Annotated in this window: 16 protein-coding genes and 1 pseudogene; all 17 read right to left on the reverse strand. The window is 61.9% G+C overall.

Translation table 11 applies throughout. The features are described from left to right. Positions 1-23: 23 nt before the first annotated feature. The gene (locus QZ332_RS07335) at positions 24-1,250 is read right to left on the reverse strand and encodes a Coenzyme F420 hydrogenase/dehydrogenase, beta subunit C-terminal domain (protein ID WP_295764183.1); all 1,227 of its coding nucleotides are present in this window, start codon (positions 1,248-1,250) and stop codon (positions 24-26) included. Next, a complete protein-coding gene (locus tag QZ332_RS07340) occupies positions 1,247-2,449 on the reverse strand; it encodes a Coenzyme F420 hydrogenase/dehydrogenase, beta subunit C-terminal domain (RefSeq protein WP_295764184.1) in 1,203 nt (400 codons plus the stop codon). The genes QZ332_RS07335 and QZ332_RS07340 overlap by 4 nt, the downstream gene beginning before the upstream one ends. Further along, on the reverse strand, positions 2,439-3,644 hold the full coding sequence (locus QZ332_RS07345) for a polysaccharide pyruvyl transferase family protein (RefSeq protein WP_295764185.1): 1,206 nt from the start codon (positions 3,642-3,644) through the stop codon (positions 2,439-2,441). The genes QZ332_RS07340 and QZ332_RS07345 overlap by 11 nt, the downstream gene beginning before the upstream one ends. A 1-nt stretch (position 3,645) precedes the next feature. Then, a complete protein-coding gene (locus QZ332_RS07350; protein ID WP_295764186.1) occupies positions 3,646-4,764 on the reverse strand; it encodes a glycosyltransferase in 1,119 nt (372 codons plus the stop codon). A gap of 127 nt (positions 4,765-4,891) precedes the next feature. Further along, positions 4,892-6,268 (reverse strand): hypothetical protein, encoded by a 1,377-nt coding sequence (locus QZ332_RS07355; RefSeq protein WP_295764187.1) that lies wholly within the window; start codon positions 6,266-6,268, stop codon positions 4,892-4,894. 98 nt (positions 6,269-6,366) lie between these two features. Then, a complete protein-coding gene (locus QZ332_RS07360; RefSeq protein WP_295764188.1) occupies positions 6,367-7,341 on the reverse strand; it encodes a glycosyltransferase family 2 protein in 975 nt (324 codons plus the stop codon). A 14-nt stretch (positions 7,342-7,355) separates the two neighbouring features. Continuing rightward, positions 7,356-8,345, reverse strand: coding sequence for a glycosyltransferase (locus QZ332_RS07365; RefSeq protein WP_295764189.1), 990 nt, complete (start codon positions 8,343-8,345; stop codon positions 7,356-7,358). Between the two features lie 85 nt (positions 8,346-8,430). Beyond that, entirely contained in the window at positions 8,431-9,357 is a 927-nt protein-coding gene (locus QZ332_RS07370) for a glycosyltransferase (RefSeq protein WP_295764198.1), read from the reverse strand. 13 nt (positions 9,358-9,370) lie between these two features. Further along, a complete protein-coding gene (locus QZ332_RS07375) occupies positions 9,371-10,663 on the reverse strand; it encodes a hypothetical protein (protein WP_295764190.1) in 1,293 nt (430 codons plus the stop codon). Beyond that, a complete protein-coding gene (locus QZ332_RS07380) occupies positions 10,650-11,888 on the reverse strand; it encodes a CDP-glycerol glycerophosphotransferase family protein (protein WP_295764191.1) in 1,239 nt (412 codons plus the stop codon). The genes QZ332_RS07375 and QZ332_RS07380 overlap by 14 nt, the downstream gene beginning before the upstream one ends. 16 nt (positions 11,889-11,904) lie before the next feature. Further along, positions 11,905-13,131 carry a glycosyltransferase family 4 protein gene (locus QZ332_RS07385; RefSeq protein WP_295764192.1) on the reverse strand — a complete coding sequence of 409 codons (1,227 nt, stop codon included), beginning with the start codon at positions 13,129-13,131 and terminating at the stop codon, positions 11,905-11,907. Between the two features lie 11 nt (positions 13,132-13,142). Then, complete coding sequence (locus QZ332_RS07390) at positions 13,143-14,108, reverse strand: ATP-grasp domain-containing protein (RefSeq protein ID WP_367116655.1); 966 nt, start codon at positions 14,106-14,108, stop codon at positions 13,143-13,145. A 91-nt stretch (positions 14,109-14,199) separates the two neighbouring features. Then, positions 14,200-15,366, reverse strand: a complete 1,167-nt coding sequence (locus QZ332_RS07395) for a pyridoxal-dependent decarboxylase (protein ID WP_295764194.1) — start codon at positions 15,364-15,366, stop codon at positions 14,200-14,202. 12 nt (positions 15,367-15,378) lie between these two features. Beyond that, the gene (locus QZ332_RS07400) at positions 15,379-15,993 is read right to left on the reverse strand and encodes a sugar transferase (protein ID WP_295764195.1); all 615 of its coding nucleotides are present in this window, start codon (positions 15,991-15,993) and stop codon (positions 15,379-15,381) included. Further along, positions 15,993-17,108, reverse strand: a complete 1,116-nt coding sequence (locus QZ332_RS07405) for a DegT/DnrJ/EryC1/StrS aminotransferase family protein (protein WP_295764196.1) — start codon at positions 17,106-17,108, stop codon at positions 15,993-15,995. The genes QZ332_RS07400 and QZ332_RS07405 overlap by 1 nt, the downstream gene beginning before the upstream one ends. Before the next feature lie 23 nt (positions 17,109-17,131). After that, positions 17,132-19,495 (reverse strand): Helicase associated domain protein, encoded by a 2,364-nt coding sequence (locus QZ332_RS07410; RefSeq protein ID WP_295764197.1) that lies wholly within the window; start codon positions 19,493-19,495, stop codon positions 17,132-17,134. A gap of 352 nt (positions 19,496-19,847) precedes the next feature. Next, positions 19,848-19,963: pseudogene (locus QZ332_RS07415) on the reverse strand (integrase); the annotation flags it as partial.

Consider the following 19,963-nt stretch of genomic DNA (forward strand, 5'->3'; position numbering starts at 1 on the left):
CGGCGCCCGCCAGGGGCCCGGGATCAGACCGGCCCATCGAACTGCGGCCCTCTCCCCGTTTTCCTGGACCGGGCCCGCAGGCGTCTGCCGATCTTATAGAAAAGTTTCTTGGCCTTCCCGGCATCCCCGTATAGGACGGCATGGATCTCCCGGATCGACAGGCCGCGCTCATAAAGGTCGTAAAAGGCCACCCGCTGGCTGGGATCCCCGGCAGCGCCGGGACCCTGGAACAGGCATATGGAATCGACGGTATGCAACTGCAGCTGCGTCGCCTCGACCGCCCCTTCAATCGACTGCCACCATCTCCGCCCCTGCTCGGTATTGACCGTGATCAGCGACATCCCCCGATCGTCGGCGGCTGTGACGGGATCCCCCGCCAAATCCAGGGCGGCTTTTTCAACGAAATAATCTCCCAGGGAGATGTCGGCGACGCGGGGCAGCCGCTCGAACCGGCAGGCATAGCATGTGTTGCGCAGATCGGCGATATAGAAGGAGAAGAGCCGGTTGACGATATCATCCTCCGGCTCTGCGGTCACGCTGGTGCCGTCGTCGAAGACCGTCGTGAACTGGGCCGGCTTCCACCCCTTGCTCTTGTCCCTGTAATATCGGACCACCCGTTTCCCGGTCTCCCGCTCCTTGCTCTCGATACAGCGCCTCAGGGCCAGCGGCGTCGGCACGCCGTGGCAGATCAGGTCGCAGGTCAGCAGCTCGCCCCGCTCTTCCGGCCCCAGGTAGGACAGCAGCCCCGCGATCTGGCAGGGCGTGCCGGAAAACAGCACGAGCCCGCCCTGGCGGAGCAGCCCCCTGGCCTCGGAATAGCAGCGCCCCACGTCGCTTTGCAGGTACTTGGACCCCTGCATCCGATGGAGCTCCTCCTCCGAGCGGGCGGCACAGTGGCGGACTTCATCGAACCGTTCGCCCCATACCGCGCCGAAGACGGTCCCGCCGCGGTGCAGGACCGCCCTCGCCAGTTCGAAAAAGATCCCGCCTGAGGAGCTGACGGCCAATACGTCCTCGTCCCTGCTGCGGGCGGCGTAGGCCAGGGGCTGTCTCAGGATATCGCCCTTCACGCTGAGATCTAGATACGGGCACGCCCTCTCGCAGGCCCCACAGTCCACGCACCGGGCCGCATCGACCACCGGATACCGGAAGCCGTCCTTGGCCTCCCGCATGGTGATGCACTGCGTCGGGCAGGCATCGCTGCACGCGCCGCATCCGCAGCATCGGTCGTCCCTCGTGATATGGATCATATCGTCCTCCTGTCATGTCCGATGATGCGCCGCTCCACCTTCCTCCGAAGGCGGCAGACGGCTTTACACAGGCGGTCCCACAGGGAGCGCCTGCCATAGCCGGTGTATCGCTTCACCACGGATGGGAAGCCTCCCCTGCCGTACTGTCTCCAAAACTCCTCCCGGTCTCCCGGCAGGGCGGAGGGCGCCTGCAGGCTGGGCTGTGAACAGCCGGCGGCGCCACTCTCCCGGACCTCCAGATCCCGGCGGACGCGGTCGAACGCCTGCCGCCCTTTGCCGGTGTCCACCAGGACGAGGGAGACCCCCTCGTCGTCGCTGAACTCCGGCAGGCTGTCCTCGATGCCCCAGAAGTCCCCGATCGTGATGTCCCCGACCCGGCGCATACTGGCATAAGGGCACACCGAGCAGGACGGGCGCAGTGTATAATGGCTGAAGAACAGCTGTGAATAGGGGTTCGTCCCGTGATCTTCCGAGAGGACGGATCCGTCCGTCCTCTCGACGCGGAGCTCAGAGCGCCGCCACCCGCGGGCCTTGTCCCGGAAGCTCACGGACGCGATCCCGGCGTCTCCCCGGACGCTCTCCAGGTAATCCCTCCAGACCAGCGGGCTGGCCACCCCGTGGCAGACCAGGTCGCAGGTGAGGAGCCCCGCCGTATCGGCCTGATGATGCTCCATATAGCTCTGCAGCCCGGCGATCTGGCAGGGCGTCCCGCTGAAGAGGACCGCCCTGCCCTCCGCCAGGTCCGACCGGACGCGCCCATAGACGCCGCCAAGATCGCTCTGCACGTACTTCGCCCCCATGAAGGCACGGCATCCCTCCAGGTCCTCCGCGCGGTCGTGGATCACGGCGTGGCCGGGGCCGAACCGGGCGCCGTACACGACCCCTCCCCGAGAAACGGTATCCCGGCAAAGCGCCATGAACACGCCCCCGCTCGAGCTCCGGCGGCGGATCTGCGGCTCCTTGTTCTTGGCGGCGCAGACCTCCAGCGGCAATGTCCCCCGCGTTTGCAGTCCATTCGCTGCGTATATACGGAACTTGCAGCTTTTTTGACAGACATCGCAGTGGGTGCAGCGCGTGCTGTCCACGACGGGGTATAAGAAGCCCTCCCGATCCGGCTCCATGGTGATGGCTCCGGCAGGACATGCCTCGGCGCATACGCCGCACCCGCAGCAAGGTCCCTCCCGCTCCCTATCGATCATCCCCAAGCACCTCCCGGATCAGCGTCCGCACCCCTTCGGCGGCCTCGATATAAGACGGGATGCGCGCCTCCAGCTGCGCCCGGATCTCCGTCTCCCGCTCTAAAAAGCGCCGGAAGGCCGCCGCCAGGCGTCCCGGATCCCGGAACTCCGATATGGGGACCACGAAGCCGTCCGCCGTGCCGAACAGATCCGTGGCGATCCCCACGGACTTCACCGAATAACCGATCACGAGCGTGGGGACCATGGACGAATACGCGGCAATCGTTGCATGGGTCCGCGCGCCCACGAACAAGCGGCAGTTCGATATGATGTATTTTTTCTGTACGGCGCTGAGATCCTCCCGGTCGATCAGGAGCGCCCGTTCCCGGTCGCCCACATAGCGGTCGAGCTTCCTCAGCACCGACAGGTCCGCGTCCTTCTTCACATGGGGGATGAAGCAGATCTTCAGGGACGTCTGCCGGAGGACGGCGTCGATCATCTCCTTCATCGAGCGCAGCACCATCTCCTCAGAGACGCCGTAGCGCCCGTCGCCGATCAGCGAGCTCACGTTGATGCCGATCATGTTCCCGGGCTCCCAGCCCTCCGGGAGCGCCACCGCTTCCTTATCCAGGCAGAAGGCGGCGTCGGGGAAAAACCGGATATCGTTCCCCGGGAGGGCCGCTTTCAGATTTTCATAGGAGAGGGAGTCCCTGGCGGTGATATACCGGAAGCGGCGGATATCCGCGAGGGCCCGTTCCGACAGATCCTCTTTCGACACGGAGCAGTTGCAAAGGACCGTCTTTTGCGGGCCGATCTCCTCCAGGAACCGGTCCAGCTCCCACATGTAGTCCAGGGAATGGTAGGATCTGTCGAAGTTGTCACCGCCGATGATGAGCACCAGATCCGACCCTTTGGCCGCTTCCAGCAGGTGATAGATGCGATAGCGGGCGGTGTCGAACCGCTCTCCCAGCAGGCGCCGGCCCACCCCGTTCACGATCCGGACCCAGTTCATCCTGCCGCTCACGATCGAATAGCGCTGCATGTAGCGGTCCACGTCCGGCAGGCCCAGCCGCCGGTCGAACCCTTCGTCCGTCGCCGCGACAGTCACGTGACTGTCCGGGCAGACGCTCTTCACATTTTTGACCAGCCCGCGGACGAGCGCTTGGGACCCCATGTTCACCACCGGGCCGCCGATCACGATGAGGACTCGTTTCATTTCATACTCCTATCAAAGCGGCGAATCGATCTTTGATCTCCGCTGTCTCGTCAAAGTCCGTTCCCTGCAACCTCTGCACGAGGCCGGCCAAAGCGCCGGGATCCTCGATCAGCCTGCCGATCTGCGCGGCCAGCGCCGCAGGGTCCCCCACGGGCACGAGGATCCCCGTGATCCCGTCGTCGATCAGCTCCCTGCCGCCATAGGTGTCGGTCGAGATGACGGGCGTCCCCAATATCTGCGCCTCTCGGATGGCCATGCCAAAGGATTCGACCCGGGAGGCGTTCACGAGCAGATCTGCCGCCTTGATATCGGGGTATGGATCGCTCTTCGCCCCCTCGAAAACGACCCGGCCTTCCGTTCCAAGCGCCTTCGACTCGTTCAGCCAAAACTCCTCCGTATGCCCTTTATCGAAGGGACCGATGATATGCCAGCAGAAATCGGCTCCCGCCTCATCCAGCAGCTTCGCCGCCTTCAAGGCGATATCCACGCCCTTCTCCATGTCCACGCGGCAGACGCTCACGATATGGAAGACGTCCCCGCAGGGCCACGCCGCGCCGGCTCCCGCCGCCTTGGCCCGGATCTCCTCCGGCGGCACGATATTGTGGATCACCGAGATCTTGTCCCAGGCCTTGGGCATCCTGCGGCACAGGAAGTCCCGGTTCCCCTGGGAGACCGTGACAATCTTATCGACGGCCTTCGACTGGTAAAGGCCGGCATACTCCGGCGAAAGCAGATCCGCCGTATGGAAAAAGCAGATGGTCTGCCTGCTTTTGACGCGGGTCAGCGCGTAGTACAGGATGGGCTCGTCCTCCTTGAGGACGAAGCAGACATCGCACTCATGGATCTTTGGATCGGGGAAGAGATCGTCCGCAAGCAGTCCTATGGAGTTCTTCCCGAACCGCAGTCCGACAGAATAGAGCGCCCGCCTCACGGCATACCAGGGCCCCCTCGACACGACCGCGGAGGGGAGGCCACGCAGGATGGATCTGGAGAGGACCTCCTGGATACACGTGTCCACTTGGACGACCTTCAGCCCCTCCGGCAGGTCCACCGGGATGGGGTGCCTCTGATCCAGCAGATGCAGCTCTATGAGATCCTCCGGCCCGAATCCATATCTCACGAGATTGCAAAAACTGGACTCGACGCCGCCGATGAAAAATTCGCTCCCGACAAAGATCACTTTCCTCATCCGACCGCCCCTCTCCCGCTTCCATCCTTCGGCCCTCCTGCTGTGCTCATGGACATCCTCAGATCGTCACGACGCCCAGCACCGGCTTCCCCGCCAGCTCCGCCTGCGCCGCGATGTCCCGGACTGCCGCGACGCGGCTGGCCCCGGTCCGCTCCACCACCGCCACGGCGGCGCAGCCCTGCAAAGCCTCGACCGCCCGGGGATCGTGGACCGCGTCCAGGACCGCCGCCGCCCGGCAGCCGCCCTTGGACAGCACTTCCACCAGCCCGTCCATCTCCGCGCCGACCTTCTCCTGCGGCAGCGTGGACAGCAGCAGCACCGTCCCATCCTTGGGGAAGCGGGCTTTGGCCTGCTGGACGATATAGGACGCCGCCTGCTCCCGGTCCCTCCAGCTGCGTTCGCCCGCGACCTTGACGGCCAGGCGCTCCGCTGGGGTGCGGGGGATGCTCAAAGAACCCAGGAAGGGCGCCTCGACCATCCGCTCCAGCTGGGACGGGCCGGCCGCTTTGTCGGCGAAGATCCACCAGCAGCAGACCGCCGCACAGGCCAAACACACGCCCACCGCGGCGCCTATGGCGGCATACTTCGCCACGGCCTTGGCGATCGCGGCGGCGGAGTACCCTTCCTCCCTGACGGGCTCTTCCAGGTCCTCGATGGCCTGTTTGGAGTCCTCGATCGCCGCCTTGAGATCCTCGATCTCTTTTTCCAGGTCCTCCTGCTTGGTCTTCAGGTCCTCGTCGATCACGTTCTTCACCGTCCGGTTCATCAGGGCGAACCCGTGCTGGGCGGAGCCCGCGGCGATCACGTCCCGATGCGCGTCAAAATAGCGGTAGACGGCGTCTGCAAGCTCTTCCGCGTCGGAAGCCGCCGCGCCACAGGCCCGGATCGAGACCAGTTCGCCCTCCAGGCTGGCCACGGAGACGACCTCCGAGAGGTATTTCCCCTCCACGTCCGCGTACTTGGCAAGGCCGATGTCCCTCGGCACGTCCATGCTCTTCCAAAGCTCCATGTACTGGCTGCGGATCTTCTTGGGCAGATAGTCCGCGGCAGTATTGGGATAGCGGAAGAGCTGGGCGCTCTCGTCGATATCCGAAAAGGCGAACACCACATTGGCCACGTATTTGTCGTAAGGGTCGATCTGCATCAGGAGGCTCTTTTCCTGATACTCCTCCTTGGCGGCCAAGGACTCCTCCCGCGCCTCCAGCTTCTCCTGGAGCCCTTCTTTTTTCGCTTCATAGTCCTCCAAAGCGGCCTCGTAGCGCTCCTCGATCTTCTCCGGGGCGTTTTCGGGGTCGTTGGCAAGGCCATACTGCCGGTACCCCTGCCAGCCGCCCAGCAGCAGGGCGGAGACCAGCAGGGAGACGCCGATCCCCTTCCATCTCCGGATCATGGCCGCGATCAGGTCGGCCAGGCGGACAGTCGTTTCGAATCCCATACACGATCACTCCTAATGATTTCATCCGGCGTCCGAAGGACGGACGAACGGGACGCCGGTCCCGATGTCCTGCGGCGGTCCCGCCCCGCAGGACTGCTTCACCGGCCCGCAGGGCCGGGCCTCTCTCCCCGGTCATATTTCTTCCGCAGATACCAGGCGGAGAAGCCGGGGAAATATCGATAGGCCAGCAGGTTGAGCTTGTCCTTTTTCCTCAAGGCCACCTTCCGCTCGCAATACCGGAGCGCCTCCCAGAGCTGGGCGTCGCTGCGGCCGTCGTGTTCCACCGAATCGCTCAAAATGAAATACAGCACCCGCTTCCACGCTGTCCGCGCAAGGTCCATGTCCCCCTGCTCATAGAGCCATTCGGCACGGTGGAACATGCACCAGGCGGCGTCTTCGTTCAATTTGTCATGTCTGCGGTGCGTGATGCTATGGATCTGCTGGCGGTAGCCGTACGATCTGCGATGGCCGATCGCTACCGTTTCGCTGGAATAGTAGTATTTGCAGGCCGTGGCCTCATCCTCGTGGGTACGGCCCACCGGGAACGGATACCGCCGGACCAGATCCGCGCGGATCAGTTTTGCCCAGACCACGTTCAAGGCGATGTCTCCCGAACGCATCATCTGGTCGCAGGCCTGCCTGCCGCTGACGACTCCTATCGTTTCCGGATCGTTTCCCGGGAAACGGCAGGGGTCATCCTCGAATTCGACATAACTGCCGCAGGATATGTCCACATGACGCTCCAAAATGGGACGGTACAGCGACTCGATGTGATCCGGCGCGATGCAGTCGTCCGAATCGACGAACGTCACGTAAGCTCCGCTGGCGCGGGCCGTCCCGTGGTTCCTGGCATCCGACAGACCGCCGTTCGGCTTATGGTAAACGGTGATACGCGGATCCTTCCCCGCCCATTCGTCACACAAAGCGGGGCAGCCATCCGGCGATCCATCGTCCACGAGTATGATCTCCAGATCGCCGTACGTCTGCGCGAGCACACTGCGCAGGCATGCCGGGAGATATTTTTCCACATCGTATACCGGGATGATGACGCTTATCAGATCGTGCATGTCCATCCTTATCGTCCTTTTCAGAAAAGTACCCTCATCAGGAGATCCAAAACGCGGATCATCCGCAGCTTCAGCAGGAGGAGTATCGGCTTATGCTTCCACCTTTTGACCTCACGGAAGGACATCCCCTTGATATCAGGATCTCGGGCCACCTTATCGATCGTCGCCAGAGCTTCCTCCCGTGCCGCACAGTGGGAACGATCGCGGTAACAGCGGATGATGCCTTGGAGCACCACATAGAAATAAATGTATTCGAAGCGATGCTTCACAGCCGCGTCGCATCCCTTCCGGTACAGGAGGTCTCGCATCTGGCCATATACGCATGAAAGCATCTCATAATGCTTCGGATCGTACCGGGTACTCAGCGAATCTGTACGTTCCTTGCGATAATGGTAGTGGACCTCATCTGATAAGAACACCGTGTCCACCCGCAGCAGCACTCTTTGGTTGAACAGCAGGTCTTCGCCGAGACTGATGTCCCGCTGGAATCGGATCTGTCCCGCTTCCAGCATCCCGCGTTCGTATAATTTGCAGACCGGTGGATTGATGCATCCGTTTGGATAAAATATATCCATATCGTTCAGGAAGTCTTTGACGCCATACATCCTTTTCCCCTTAGCGGCCTTGATTTCTTCACAGACGATCCTCCCCTCCTCGAAAGTTTCTACGACAAGACCGGATATGTACAGATCCGCATGGGAGTCCCGGATATCTGAAAGGGCCCGTTCTAAACAGTCGGGATCGATATAGTCGTCGCTGTCCACGAACATGACGTACTGCCCCCGCGCCTCGTCCAGTCCCCGGTTCCTGGCGGCGCTGGCCCCCGCGTTCTCCTGATGGATCGTCCGGACACGGCCGTCCTTGGCCGCATAGGCGTCACAGATCGTTCCGCTCCCGTCCTCGGACCCGTCGTCGATCAGCAGCAGCTCGAAATCGGTGAACGTCTGATCCAGGATACTGTCGAGGCACTGCGCGAGATACCGCCGGACATTGTAAACGGGGACGATCACGCTGACAGGGATCCCTGCTCCCATCCGGTCCTCACCTCCAACTCCTGTCCTATGGAAAGCCCTCCATCGCCGGACGCGCTCCGCTTTAGTATCGATCCCGATACCTCCAGACGAGCGCCTTCTCCCGGAGCATGTTCATGACGACGTCCCTGCCCTCCGGGTCCACAGCGAACACGAACATCCCGCCGATCAGGGCCCTCGCTCTCCTGCCGTCCTTCCGATACTCCTTCAGTCTTTCCGATCTCTTGTAATACCGTTCCAGGGCCTCCTTTTTCCTCTGCCCCTCGCGGCTCCTCAAGAACGCCTCGAACGCTTCGAGGCTGCTCTCCTTCCCCGCTCGATAGTTCCGCCTCACATAATAGAAGCTGGTCTTCTGCGCCACTTTCCTGCTGGACGATATCCCGTTCCGGTTGATCCGGTACCTCAGCTTCGGCGCTTCCACGTTCCCCAGCCTCCGCCCGTCCAGCGCCAGCCTCGTCAGGAACTCATAATCCTCGCACGCGGGGAAGTCCACATAATCATAGCGCTCATAGACCGACCGTTTCGCCAGCCAGGTCGGATGCGGGACCGCGCTGTTGATGCGGAGGTGGTCCTTGATGGGCCGGTCGCGGGTGGGATAGTGCGAGGGGGCGCTCCGCAGGGGCCTCCCGTCCTCATCGATATCGATCACATTGCATCCGACCAGGTCGAGGCCGCCGCGGACGAGGCAGTCCAGCTGGCATTCGATCCGGTCCGGCTCACAGATGTCATCCGCGTCCATCCGGGCGATATAGCCGCCCCGGGCCATCCGCTTCGCCCGGTTCAGGCTCTCGGTCAGGCCCAGGTTCTTCTCGTTGATCGAAACGACCATCCTGGGGTCCGCTTGGGCCCTCCTCTCAACGTACTCGATCAGCTCCCGGTTGGCCGGGTCGTCGATCATGACGATCAGCTCGATGTCCCGATAAGTCTGTTCCAGCACGGAGGTCACAGCCTCCTCCACATACCGCAGCGGTTCCCGATATGTGCTCATCATCACACTGACCATCTCATACACCTCGGACCGGCGAGATCTTCTCAAAACGCAGCCTATCCATACACGGGCCCTCCGCGGCGGGACTGCCGCGCCCATACAGGGCTTTCAAATTTTGCGCAAAGGAGAACGCCAGGAAAATGGCAAGGAAGTCACAGTACACGACGCCCTTGTATTCGAACGCCGCGAAGGCCGCCAGCAGCATCAGATAGAGCAGCCGGGCTTTCTTTTTCGTCACGGCGATCGCGCAGAGCGTGACGCCGTACGCCAGGGCGCTGCCCAGTATCCCCCAGAAATAGAGGTTCCGCATCAGCCCCGAGTCCGTTTGCATGTAATAGCCGTCCCCCGCTGTGAAGCGCCCGTCTCCCAGCAAAAAGGTCTCCATGCCCGGGAACACGACGCCTTCGCTGGTGGCCTGGATTGACACGTTGTTGAAATGCCCGGTCGTCAGCAGGTTCTTGATTGGCGTCGACATCCAGTAAAACCAGTCGGAGAAGGCCGGGATCTTTTGGATGAAGACCAGAGCGGCCAGGCCCGCGAGGACCGCCGCGAGATACTTGAACAGTCCCGGGATATCCCGCCGCTCCCATACCAGCACCGCGGCCACGCTGGCGAACATCGTCACGACCAATCCCGATCTCCCATAAAACATGTTCCCCAGGAAGCACAGCGCATACAAGCTCCAAAACCGCTTCGCGCCGATCCTCATGCCGGCATCGCACCGATACCGGAGATACAGCAGGAAAATGCAGGCGATGCTGCAGTTGATCGTGTTCTCGAACCCGGAGAAGCCATGCCAGCCGATCCTGAACGTGTAGCCGAAGGACTTCAAAAACGCCTCCGCCTCCTCCGCGCCCCGGAACACGCCGAACCATGCCGCCTTCAGCCCGGGGACGAACACGATCGCCAGCGTGCCCAGCACGAAGACGCATTGGGTCAGCGCGAAATACAGCATCAGATGCTCCATTTGGAACGCGTCTTTATAGGCTTTGGCGGTCACGATGCACAAGAACAGATATACCACGAGCTTCCGGAAGACGAACGTCGCCACCACCACATAAGAAAGATCCCCTGTGCCATGGAGGATGGGATATAGGACGCTGAAGAAGGTCAGGATCAGCGATCCGGCCAAGATGGCGAACTGCCGCAGGGTCACTTCCCGGAACGACCGGAGGTGGAGGCAGAGATACACGAACGGGATCCCATAGATATACAGGTAAGAGACCAGGCTCGGGCCCTTCAGCATCACCGGATAGATGTACAGGCAAAACAGCGCCAATATCCGGATCGATATCTTATCCGCTCTCATCCCAGTCCCTCCCCCCGCCGCTGAGCGGCGCCTTTGCACCGGCCAGCAGATCGGCGATCCGCTTCGAGTTCTCCCTGTCATAGAAGGGGAAGATCTTCCGGTGCTCCTCCAGGGCCCTCTCCGTCGGGGCGAAGCGGTCCTCTGCGCGCAGCAGCAGCTCCTCTATCACCTCATCGCTGGTTTCGCACCATTTCCCGAGGACATCGTCCCGATAATCGAAATACCCTTTGGCATAGTCAAAACGCCTGAAATCATCATGATCGAACTGATAAAAGATGACCGGCTTTTTCATATAGACCATGTCGAAGAACACACTGGAATAATCGGTGATCATGATCGAGGCTTTTTTCAGTTCCTCCTGGATGTCGTACTCTCCCCAATCCGCCACCGTGATGGCGGGATCTTCTATCTTGAACTCGCTCAAAAACTCCTGCATGCCCCTATGCGGGAAAAAAACGACCTTCAGGCCCTTGTCCTCGATCGCCCCGCGCAGCTTCGGGCTGTTCAGCAGCTCTTCCCAGCACCTCTTATATTGTGAGCCGGTGAATCCGTCCCCTCCCTGCTTTTTTTGGGAGTTCAGGACGAACCGGCTCCGCCAGGTCGGCATGATGAGGACATAGCCCTCCTCTTTCGTGAAGTCATGCAGTGCGTCGAAGCGGGGCAGCCCCGTCAGCACGATCTGATCGCGCCGATAGCCGAACGTATCCCGCACATATCCTGCCTCCGGGATCGTCGACGTGATGAAATACTGGAGCTGCGTGGTCTCGGCATGCGCCCACTCCACATCGTTGATGATCACCCCATGCTGCAGGAACACGAACCGCGAATCGATCCAGTGCATCAACTCCAGGAATGCACACACGGCCCCATTGGGCTTCCCAGCCTTCTGCGAACTGATGTTGTGGTCGGCGCATAAGTAGGCGATCCAGTGCTCGATGCTCCCGTAAGCGATGACGTCCCCATACTCCGCCACCTTGGCATAGTCGGGCGACCTCTTGTCGATCGCATAGAAGCATACGATCTCCGGCCGCCGGGTCTTCACGTATTTGTAGAAATGGTACCCGTTGTCCCTCGCTTCGAGGGGCGTCTCACATACGACCCAGCAGTGCGCGTACCTCCGCTCCACGAACGGTCTCATGAGCACCGCGAGGGAAAGCTTCCCGAACGAGAGGAGATCCCGGATCTTGACGTCCCTCGCTTTATTCAGAAAATACCCGATCGTCATGCCTCAGTCTCCACCGTCATCCCAGCGTTCCCCGGTCTCCCTGGCAGGGGGCCCGGCGCTCCGGCCCGGCCAGGATCTGTCCTTCCAGACGCCCATAGGTGGCGGCCCGGTCGAAGCGTTCCTCCGCGCACCGGCGGGCATTGCGGCCCATCTCCGCCCGCAGGGCGGCATCGTCCGCCAAGATCTTTATCTTTTCCGCCAGATCCCCGGCGTCATGGTTCCTGCAGTTGAAGCCCATCCGATATCCCTCGACCAGCCGGCGGTATTCTTCGCTCTCCTGCGTGCTGATCACCGGGATACCGGCCGCCGCATAGTCGGCATGTTTGTTGATGATCGACTGCGCGGCCATATGCTCGATCGGGTTCACGGCGATGTCGCACGCCGACAGCAGGCTGCACATCTGGTCATAGGGGAGCCGCCCCAGGAAAACAGCGTCCACCTTCTTCGCGTCCGCATATCGCTGGAACTGCTCTTTCTTCGGGCCGTCTCCCATGACGATGAAACGGATCCTCGCGTCGTCCAGCTCCGCCAGCGCGTCCATCACCACCGTGATGTCATAGCTGCTCCCCAGCGTGCCGCAGTACGCCAGCCAAACGGCGCCCGCCTCCTTCTCCAGCGCCGGCTTCCCTCCGGCATACGCGTCGAAGACCGACAATTCCGTGCCCAGGAACACCGTGGCGGCCTCCCGGCATTTCCGGCTGACGCTCAGCGCCCGGCGGCCGTACGTGTCCGACACGGCGCATATCGCGTCCGCCCGCCCATAGATCCCGTCGGCCAGCCCTTTGAACGGCGTGAAGGCGAGCTTGCCGGCCGCCGGCATCCTGACCACCATCCGGAACGCCTCCGGCCAGAGGTCCTGCACGTCGATCACGAAGCGGATGTGCTCCTCCTCACAGTACTGCGCGACACGGCTCGGCCCTGTGAGCGAGGGCACCGCGCAGTAGATCACGTCCGGCGCCTTGCGTCCCCTGATGTATCCGGCGACGTTCTCCCCCCATATGCGGTGGCTCCGGAACCGCCTCAGGCAAACGTTCTTTGGATATCCCGGCTCTTCGATGAACGTGATCTTGAACGGCCAGGGGGATCCCGGCGCTCTCCTGTGCGACTTCGTCGTATGCCGGAAGCTGCTCGTGACGAGCTCCACGTCGTTCTTGTCCGACAGCTTCTTCGCCAGATAGAGGAAGCGGTCATTATCTGTCTTTGACAGATCCTCACAAAATTCCGAGATGATAACAATGTCCATAAGCTGCCTCTTCACCGTTTGATCTTCACTTCGCTGTACTTCATCATGTAGACGCCTTCATCATAATCCCCGATCCGTCCCGCATTCGCCCTGCCGCGCAGGTTTTCCAATATCAGCTCCATATGGTCGCAGCCGGACTCATAAGCATGGGGATACCCTCCGCCAAAACGGGGATTGACTTCAGAGATGTAATACTGCTCCCCGATCTTGAACAGATCGATGTCGATCTGGCCCCGGTATCCCGCTTCCAGGACGAACCGCTCGAGGAAGGCGAACAGCGCAGGGTCCTTGAAGCTCACGGCCTTATCCGTCTCGCCGGCCCTCATCCGCAGCTTCCTCTTCGTGAAGATCGACACGACTCCTCCCGAGATCATATCGATATACACGTCCGCGCCGATCTCCTGTCCGTCAAGGAACTCCTGGATCATCAGGCCGTCCCCGCGGTCCATGAGGAACTCGACCGTCTCCTGGTCGCAGGCCTTGGAGATCCCCAGGCTCGCGCTCCCTCTCGCCGGCTTGACGAACACGGGATATGCGGCCTCTCCGGCCTCCACGGCCTTGAAGAACGCATCCTTGCCGGCCCACGACCGGGCGCAGGGGTACCCATGCCCCTTCAGCCACGCGTACATCCGCATCTTATCCAAGGACATCTCACAAAGCGCATAGGGGCTGCCGACCACGGTGGTCCCGATCTCCCGGAACCGCGCTTCATTGGCGGCCAGCACGCTCAGCTCCGGATCGATGAGGCTCAGCACACCGCCGATCCGCTCTTCCTTACAGATATCGAGGATACGGTCCATGTATCCCGTATCACAGATGGGCGGCACGATATGATATCGATCCGCCTCATAAACAGCGGGGCTGAGCTCATCTGCATCGGCCGCCACTACGTACCCAGTCCCGCAAAACGCCTTTTTGAAATATTGGACGATCTTGTCCCTTGTCCCTGCGGAGAGGATCAATATGTTCATGCTCATCCTCCATCGTTGAGATCGGGCGGGGGCCAATGCCCCGGGCGCCCGCGCCCGCTCACGGCAGGCGGCCCCGGCGAAGCAGGGCCGCCGCCGCTCAGCCGCCGGGCCCGGCGGCTCCCGGCCGGGAGCGGACTTTCCGTATCCGGTCCCCCGACCTCACATATACGTCCGGGGGCCATTTGATGAAAGATGGAGAAAGGCTCATCGTATATGCGCCGACTCTGTGGTAGACGATCCGGTCCCCCGGCAGCAGCGCAGGGCCTCCCTTCATCTCGAACAGCCGGTCGTGTTCCATGCAGGTGAAGCCTGCCACGATCTGCCGTTCCAGCGGTTCCCGCTCTTGTCCGCTGTCCTGTACGATCTCGTAGGAATAGGTGCTCTTGCGCATCAGCGGGTCGATGTGCGTCCGGCTGCCATCGGTGACCACGAAGCGGTTCCGAGGCGTCTTCTTCACGTCTAGGACCGTCGACACGTATCCCACGGCCGCGCCGATCAAAGCCATGCCGGGTTCTACGATGAGGGCCGTCGTCTCCGGAGCGAACCGGCGCCGCAGGATGCCGGCGATCATTTCAAAATATTCGGGGAATCGCGGCTTCCCCGCAAGGCCGCCAAAGAAACCGCCGCCGATATCCACATACTTCAAATCTAGCGGATATCTCTCCGCTATCTCGACCGCCGTTTCCGCGATCGCCCGATAGATATCCGGCATCCTCGTTTTGGAGCTCTTGTGGAGATGGAGGCCCGTGACCTCCACGCCCTTCGCCCTTATCCTATCGACGGCCCTTTCCAGTTCCCCGTCCTCATAGCTGAACCCAAAACGCTCTCCTTCTTCCCCGCACTGCGTTTGCCCCGGGCATTTGGACTCCAGGTCGAAATTCACTCGTATCCCCACTTCATGACCGCTGCCCTCCAGTCCCTCCAACCAGTCGATCTCATACTCCGCATCGATGTTCACCACGGCATGGGCCCTGACCGCCTCCAGGAACGTCTCCTTCGACTTGGCGATCCCATTGTAAACGATCTTGTCCGCGCCTATCGATCTGGCCAGGCAGTACTCGTCATCCGAGACGACTTCCGCATAGCATCCATGGTCCCTAAAGTACTCGATGATCCATGGGAAAGCGTTCGTTTTGTAGGAATATCCGATCGCATAGTTGGGCCACGCCGCACTCAGCGCGGCCTCCAGATCCCGCAGCCCGGTATCCAGCGCCTCCTCATCGATCATAAAATAGGGTGTTTTCAATGCTCCCTGCATCATCATAGATCCAGCTCCTTATTTCGCGATCGGCTCACTGCCTTTGAAGTCCTCACGGACGAAATCCCCATAATGGTGTTCGCTGCGGATGAGCACACGCCGGACAGTCAGGAGGACGATCTTCACATCCAGGAGGAACGATATCCCTTCCGTGTACTGTACATCCAAGGCAAATTGCCGCTCCCAGGTCATATCCACGTCCCCGCTGGCCTGGGAAAGGCCGGTCAGTCCCGGGCGGACGTCATGCCGGCGGCGCTGCTCTTCATCGTAAAGGGGGAGGTACTGCACTAGGAGGGGACGGGGGCCTACGATAGACATGTCCCCTTTTAAGATGTTCCATAACTCCAACAGTTCATCTAAACTGGTAGAGCGCAAGAGCTTCCCGAAGCGCGTCAGCCGGACTTCATCCGGCAATGATCTTCCATCCCCGTCCCGCGCGTCGGTCATCGAACGGAATTTATAAAGCTTGAAGATCTTCTCATCCTTCCCAGGCCGTTCCTGGCAGAAGACCACCGGACTGCCCAGCTTCACTCGGACCAGTCCCGCTATCACCAGCAGGACCGGGGACAGCACCACCAGCGCGCAGGCGGAGAGGAGGATATCCAGAGGCCGCTTGAAAAATTTTCGGTACATTATGTAAATGCTCTCCTTATGATGGAGATCACCCGCTCCTGCTCCGCCTCCGTCATCTTGATGTCGCTGGGCAGGCACAGGCCCCGGGAGAAGATGTCCTCCCCCACTCGGTCCCCAACGGTGATGTGAGCGTTCCCGGCGAACATCGGCTGGAGGTGCATGGGCTTCCAGATGGGCCGGGACTCGATGTCCTCCGCCTCCAGCGCCAGCCGGAGCCGCTCCGGCGTCACCTGGCTGCCGGGATCGATCGTGATGCAGCTGAGCCAGAAGTTGGGGCGGCTCTCCGGCGGGTATGGGTTCATCTTCACCGGCAGGCCGGCCAGTCCCCTCTGGTATGCCTGGTAGATGCCCTCCTTCAGCCGCAGGTGCTCCTCCAGGTGCAGCAACTGCCCTCGGCCGATGCCCGCCACGATGTTGCTCATCCGGTAGTTATAGCCGACCTCCTTGTGCTCGTACCACGGGAAGGGCTCCCGGGCCTGGGTCGCCCAGAAGCGGGCCTTGGCGATGGCCTCACCATCATCGCTGAGGAGCATCCCGCCGCCGGAGGAGGTGATGATCTTGTTCCCATTGAAGGAGAGGACATTGTATCGCCCGAAGGTGCCCGTCTTGCGGCCCTTGTAGGAGGCCCCCAGGCTCTCGGCGGCGTCTTCGATCAACACTGCGCCGTGTGCATCGCAGATCTCCCGGATCTCATCCAGCTTCGCCGGAGTCCCGTAAAGATCGGCGGCGATGACACATCTGCATCCCGGGTACTCCTCGAAGGCCCGCTCCAAGGCCCGGGGATCCATGTTCCAGGTCTCCCGCTCGCTCTCGACGAACACCTGCTCTCCGCCCTCGTAGCTGACTGGGTTCACCGTGGCGGAGAAGGTCAGGTCGGAGCAGAAGACCTTCTCCCCCCGCCCGACTCCCGCCAGCTTCACCGCCAGGTGCAGCGCCGCCGTGCCGGCGTTGAGGGCGGCGGCGTACTTCGTCCCCACACGGGCGGCCATCTCGTTCTCGAACTCGTCGACGTTCCTGCCAAGCGGCGCTACCCAATTGGTGTCGAAGGCCTCCTGGATGAAGGCCTGCTCCTCCCCGTGCATGGTGGGCGAGGATAGGAAAATACGCTCAGGCATATCAGTACATCTCCCTGTTCCGCTCAAATCATCCGGTACGCGGTCTTTCCCCTCTTGTCCGCACCGCTCACCGGTCTTTTCCAGACGATCCCGATCATCTCGAGGCGATGGATCTGGTCCTGGGTGAGGGATTTCCCTGGGCGGTTGCCCCGGTAGATCTGCTTTTGCTCGTTGAGCCACTTGTTGAGCCAAACGCCCTCCGCCACATAGTCCCCGGGGACGTTCAGGTCCCCGTGCTCCCGATGATACGCTGCCGCCAAACGGTACCGCGTCTCCCATGGGTCCTCTTTCTCCCAGCGCATCCCCAGCGCGTCCAGCTTCGCCTTCCGCTCCGGCGTCAGCCGGATCGCCCGCCGGCCCGTTTTGGGGTCCACCTCCCTATGCCGGCCCAGCCACTTGCCCAGGGGGAACCCCTCCTCATCCACATACGTGGCGGGCACCTCCAGGCCGCCGTGGATCTCGTACCACTTCTGCGCCTGCCGGTACCCGTGCTCCCACTGCCGGGCATACGCGTCGTCCCATACCATCCCGATCGCGTCCAGCCGTTCGATCTGCTCCTGGCTCAGGCGGCCGTCCCCGCCTCCCCTGCGGATCTGCCGCATCCGCCGCAGCCATGTCCCGGTCTTCAGCCCGTTGGGCGACACGTACTTGGCCGGGACGTCCAGGTCCCCGTGCTCCCGGTAATACTCCAGGCACGCCGCGTAGTTCCGCTCCCAGAGGAGATCCAGCTTATCCCAGATCATCCCCAGCCCGTCCAGCTGCCGCACCCGCTCTCCTGTGAGGTACACACTGCGTTCCCCGAAGGAGCGGGCCCTGCGCAGGTTGCTGATGAAGCGCCCCAGCCGCACCCCCTCCGCCGTCACATGGTCCGCCGGGACGTCCAGGTCCCCGTGCTCCTGCCGGTACTGGACCAGCGCCGCGTGATACCGCTCCCAAGACGCGCTGTACGGGTCCTCCCACACCATGCCGATCGCGTCCAGCTTGGCGATCCGCTCCGGGGTCAGCCGTCCGTACTGCCGCCCCGCCCGGACGCTCCGCTGGGTCGCCAGCCAGCTCCCCAGGGCGTAGCCCTCCGCCGTCCTATACCGCCGGGGCGCCCGCAGGTGCCCGTGCTCCTCGTAAAACTGCTTCGCCAGCCGGTATGTCTCCTCCCAGGACGCCGTCAGGCTCTCCTCCAGCTCGTCGAACAGCCGGCGGCAGTCCCGCACCTCGTCGATCACCCGGAACCGCTCGTGGACGATCTTCTCCGTCTCCCCGTAGAACCGGAAGCACTCCGCCGCCGCCTGCATCTCCGCCTCTACTGCGCCGATGCTGTACAGGTTCTCGATGTTGTCCACCACGTCGAAGATCACGGCCTCCTTGGATCCCCCGGCGGACAGCGCCCGGCCGATCTGCTGCTTGTATACGATCGGCGAGACCGTCGGGCGGAACAAGATCACCCCCGACACGTTTTCCACATGGATGCCCTCGTTGAGCATGTCGATGCAGAACAGCAGCTTCAGATGCCCGCTCCCGTCCTCCTTGAACGCCTGGAAGGCGCGGCCGGTCTCCGGGTCGTCCGAATAGGCCCGGTATACATGGGGCGCGGCGTCGATCCCCCCGAACCACTCCGGGACACGGGCGATCATCTCCTCCATGTGCTTGACCCCGGCGCAGAACACGATGTATCTCCCGTCCCGCTCCCGCATGTGCCTCTCGAAGACCACGTCCAGGCCCTCCGCCTGCTCCAGGGCACGCCGCAGCGCCTCCAGCAGCTTCTCCGCCTTGTCCCGCGTCACGGCGCTCTTCGTCCGTCCTATCCGCGCCTCGTACTTTTTCAGATCGCTCTCCAGGGAGAACGCCGTCAGGACGTAGCGGGGCGGGTCCAGGATGCCCCGGGTGATGCTCTCCCCCAGGGTCATCTCCGAGGCGATGTTGCCGCCGAACAGCTCCTGCGCCATGTCCCGCTGGTCGTCCAGATACCGCACGTTCGTGGCGGACAGGCCCAGGACGCCCGCCTCCGGGTACCGTTCCCGCAGACGCCGCACCCCGCGGCCCCACTGCTCCGCACCGCAGCGGTGGAACTCGTCCAGTACGATGTAGTCCGGATGGAGGCCCTCCAGCGTCTCCTCGTCCAGCTGCATCAGCTTGGCATACGTGAAGAAACGGACGTTGCGCAGCCCCCCGCCGCCCGCGCTCCGCCAGTTCTCCAGCTGGGTCTTGAAAATATGTTCCGAGGGCGACAGCCAGCAGATATCGGCCTCTGCGTGGTCCTGGCACAGCTGGAACCCCACGAAAGACTTCCCCGTGCCGGTGGGGTGGATCACCGCCGCCTGGCCGCACACGGACAGCATCGTCTCCACCGCCTCGTACGCCTCCGCGTTGTGCCGATACAAGATTCCTCCCATCCTTCCTCCCTCCTTTCGACGCTTCATCACGAAATCGATATTTCGTCTCCGGGGACACCCAATCGGATGGTTCTGACGGGCGCAAAGATCCCCGCGCCAAAGGCGCGGGGAAAAAGTGAGGATGATAAAAAGAGCCGAGCAAAATTCCCTTGTCCGGCTTTTTTTCTCATACAAAAAATTTAGACCCGGGGCTTGTCAACGCATTGCTTTTGTGATAACATGTATTTGCTTTACGTGGGTATACATTCGATCACACGCCGTTTTTTGACCACGTTTTTGACGAAATATCGATTTTGTGATGAGCAGCCGCTTTCGCGGCTGTTTTATTTGTGATGCGGATGTGCCGATCCAATCATGAGACCAAACCCAGCCGTTCGATCTGCCGGGCGTGCTCCGCCCCGGTGGAGATCAGATAGATGCGGGTCGTCTCGATGCTGGAATGCCCCAGGAGGTCCGCCAGGCGGGCCA

It is taken from the genome of uncultured Oscillibacter sp. (assembly GCF_910584465.1).
Classification (GTDB): domain Bacteria; phylum Bacillota; class Clostridia; order Oscillospirales; family Oscillospiraceae; genus Oscillibacter.

Bases quoted from the DNA above. Each gene is read 5' to 3' on its own strand.
- QZ332_RS07335 (WP_295764183.1), bottom strand. From the start codon at position 1,250: ATGATCCATATCACGAGGGACGACCGATGCTGCGGATGCGGCGCGTGC.
- QZ332_RS07340 (WP_295764184.1), bottom strand. From the start codon at position 2,449: ATGATCGATAGGGAGCGGGAGGGACCTTGCTGCGGGTGCGGCGTATGC.
- QZ332_RS07345 (WP_295764185.1), bottom strand. From the start codon at position 3,644: ATGAAACGAGTCCTCATCGTGATCGGCGGCCCGGTGGTGAACATGGGG.
- QZ332_RS07355 (WP_295764187.1), bottom strand. From the start codon at position 6,268: ATGGGATTCGAAACGACTGTCCGCCTGGCCGACCTGATCGCGGCCATG.
- QZ332_RS07360 (WP_295764188.1), bottom strand. From the start codon at position 7,341: ATGGACATGCACGATCTGATAAGCGTCATCATCCCGGTATACGATGTG.
- QZ332_RS07370 (WP_295764198.1), bottom strand. From the start codon at position 9,357: ATGATGAGCACATATCGGGAACCGCTGCGGTATGTGGAGGAGGCTGTG.
- QZ332_RS07375 (WP_295764190.1), bottom strand. From the start codon at position 10,663: ATGAGAGCGGATAAGATATCGATCCGGATATTGGCGCTGTTTTGCCTG.
- QZ332_RS07380 (WP_295764191.1), bottom strand. From the start codon at position 11,888: ATGACGATCGGGTATTTTCTGAATAAAGCGAGGGACGTCAAGATCCGG.
- QZ332_RS07385 (WP_295764192.1), bottom strand. From the start codon at position 13,131: ATGGACATTGTTATCATCTCGGAATTTTGTGAGGATCTGTCAAAGACA.
- QZ332_RS07390 (WP_367116655.1), bottom strand. From the start codon at position 14,108: ATGAGCATGAACATATTGATCCTCTCCGCAGGGACAAGGGACAAGATC.
- QZ332_RS07395 (WP_295764194.1), bottom strand. From the start codon at position 15,366: ATGATGATGCAGGGAGCATTGAAAACACCCTATTTTATGATCGATGAG.
- QZ332_RS07400 (WP_295764195.1), bottom strand. From the start codon at position 15,993: ATGTACCGAAAATTTTTCAAGCGGCCTCTGGATATCCTCCTCTCCGCC.
- QZ332_RS07405 (WP_295764196.1), bottom strand. From the start codon at position 17,108: ATGCCTGAGCGTATTTTCCTATCCTCGCCCACCATGCACGGGGAGGAG.
- QZ332_RS07410 (WP_295764197.1), bottom strand. From the start codon at position 19,495: ATGGGAGGAATCTTGTATCGGCACAACGCGGAGGCGTACGAGGCGGTG.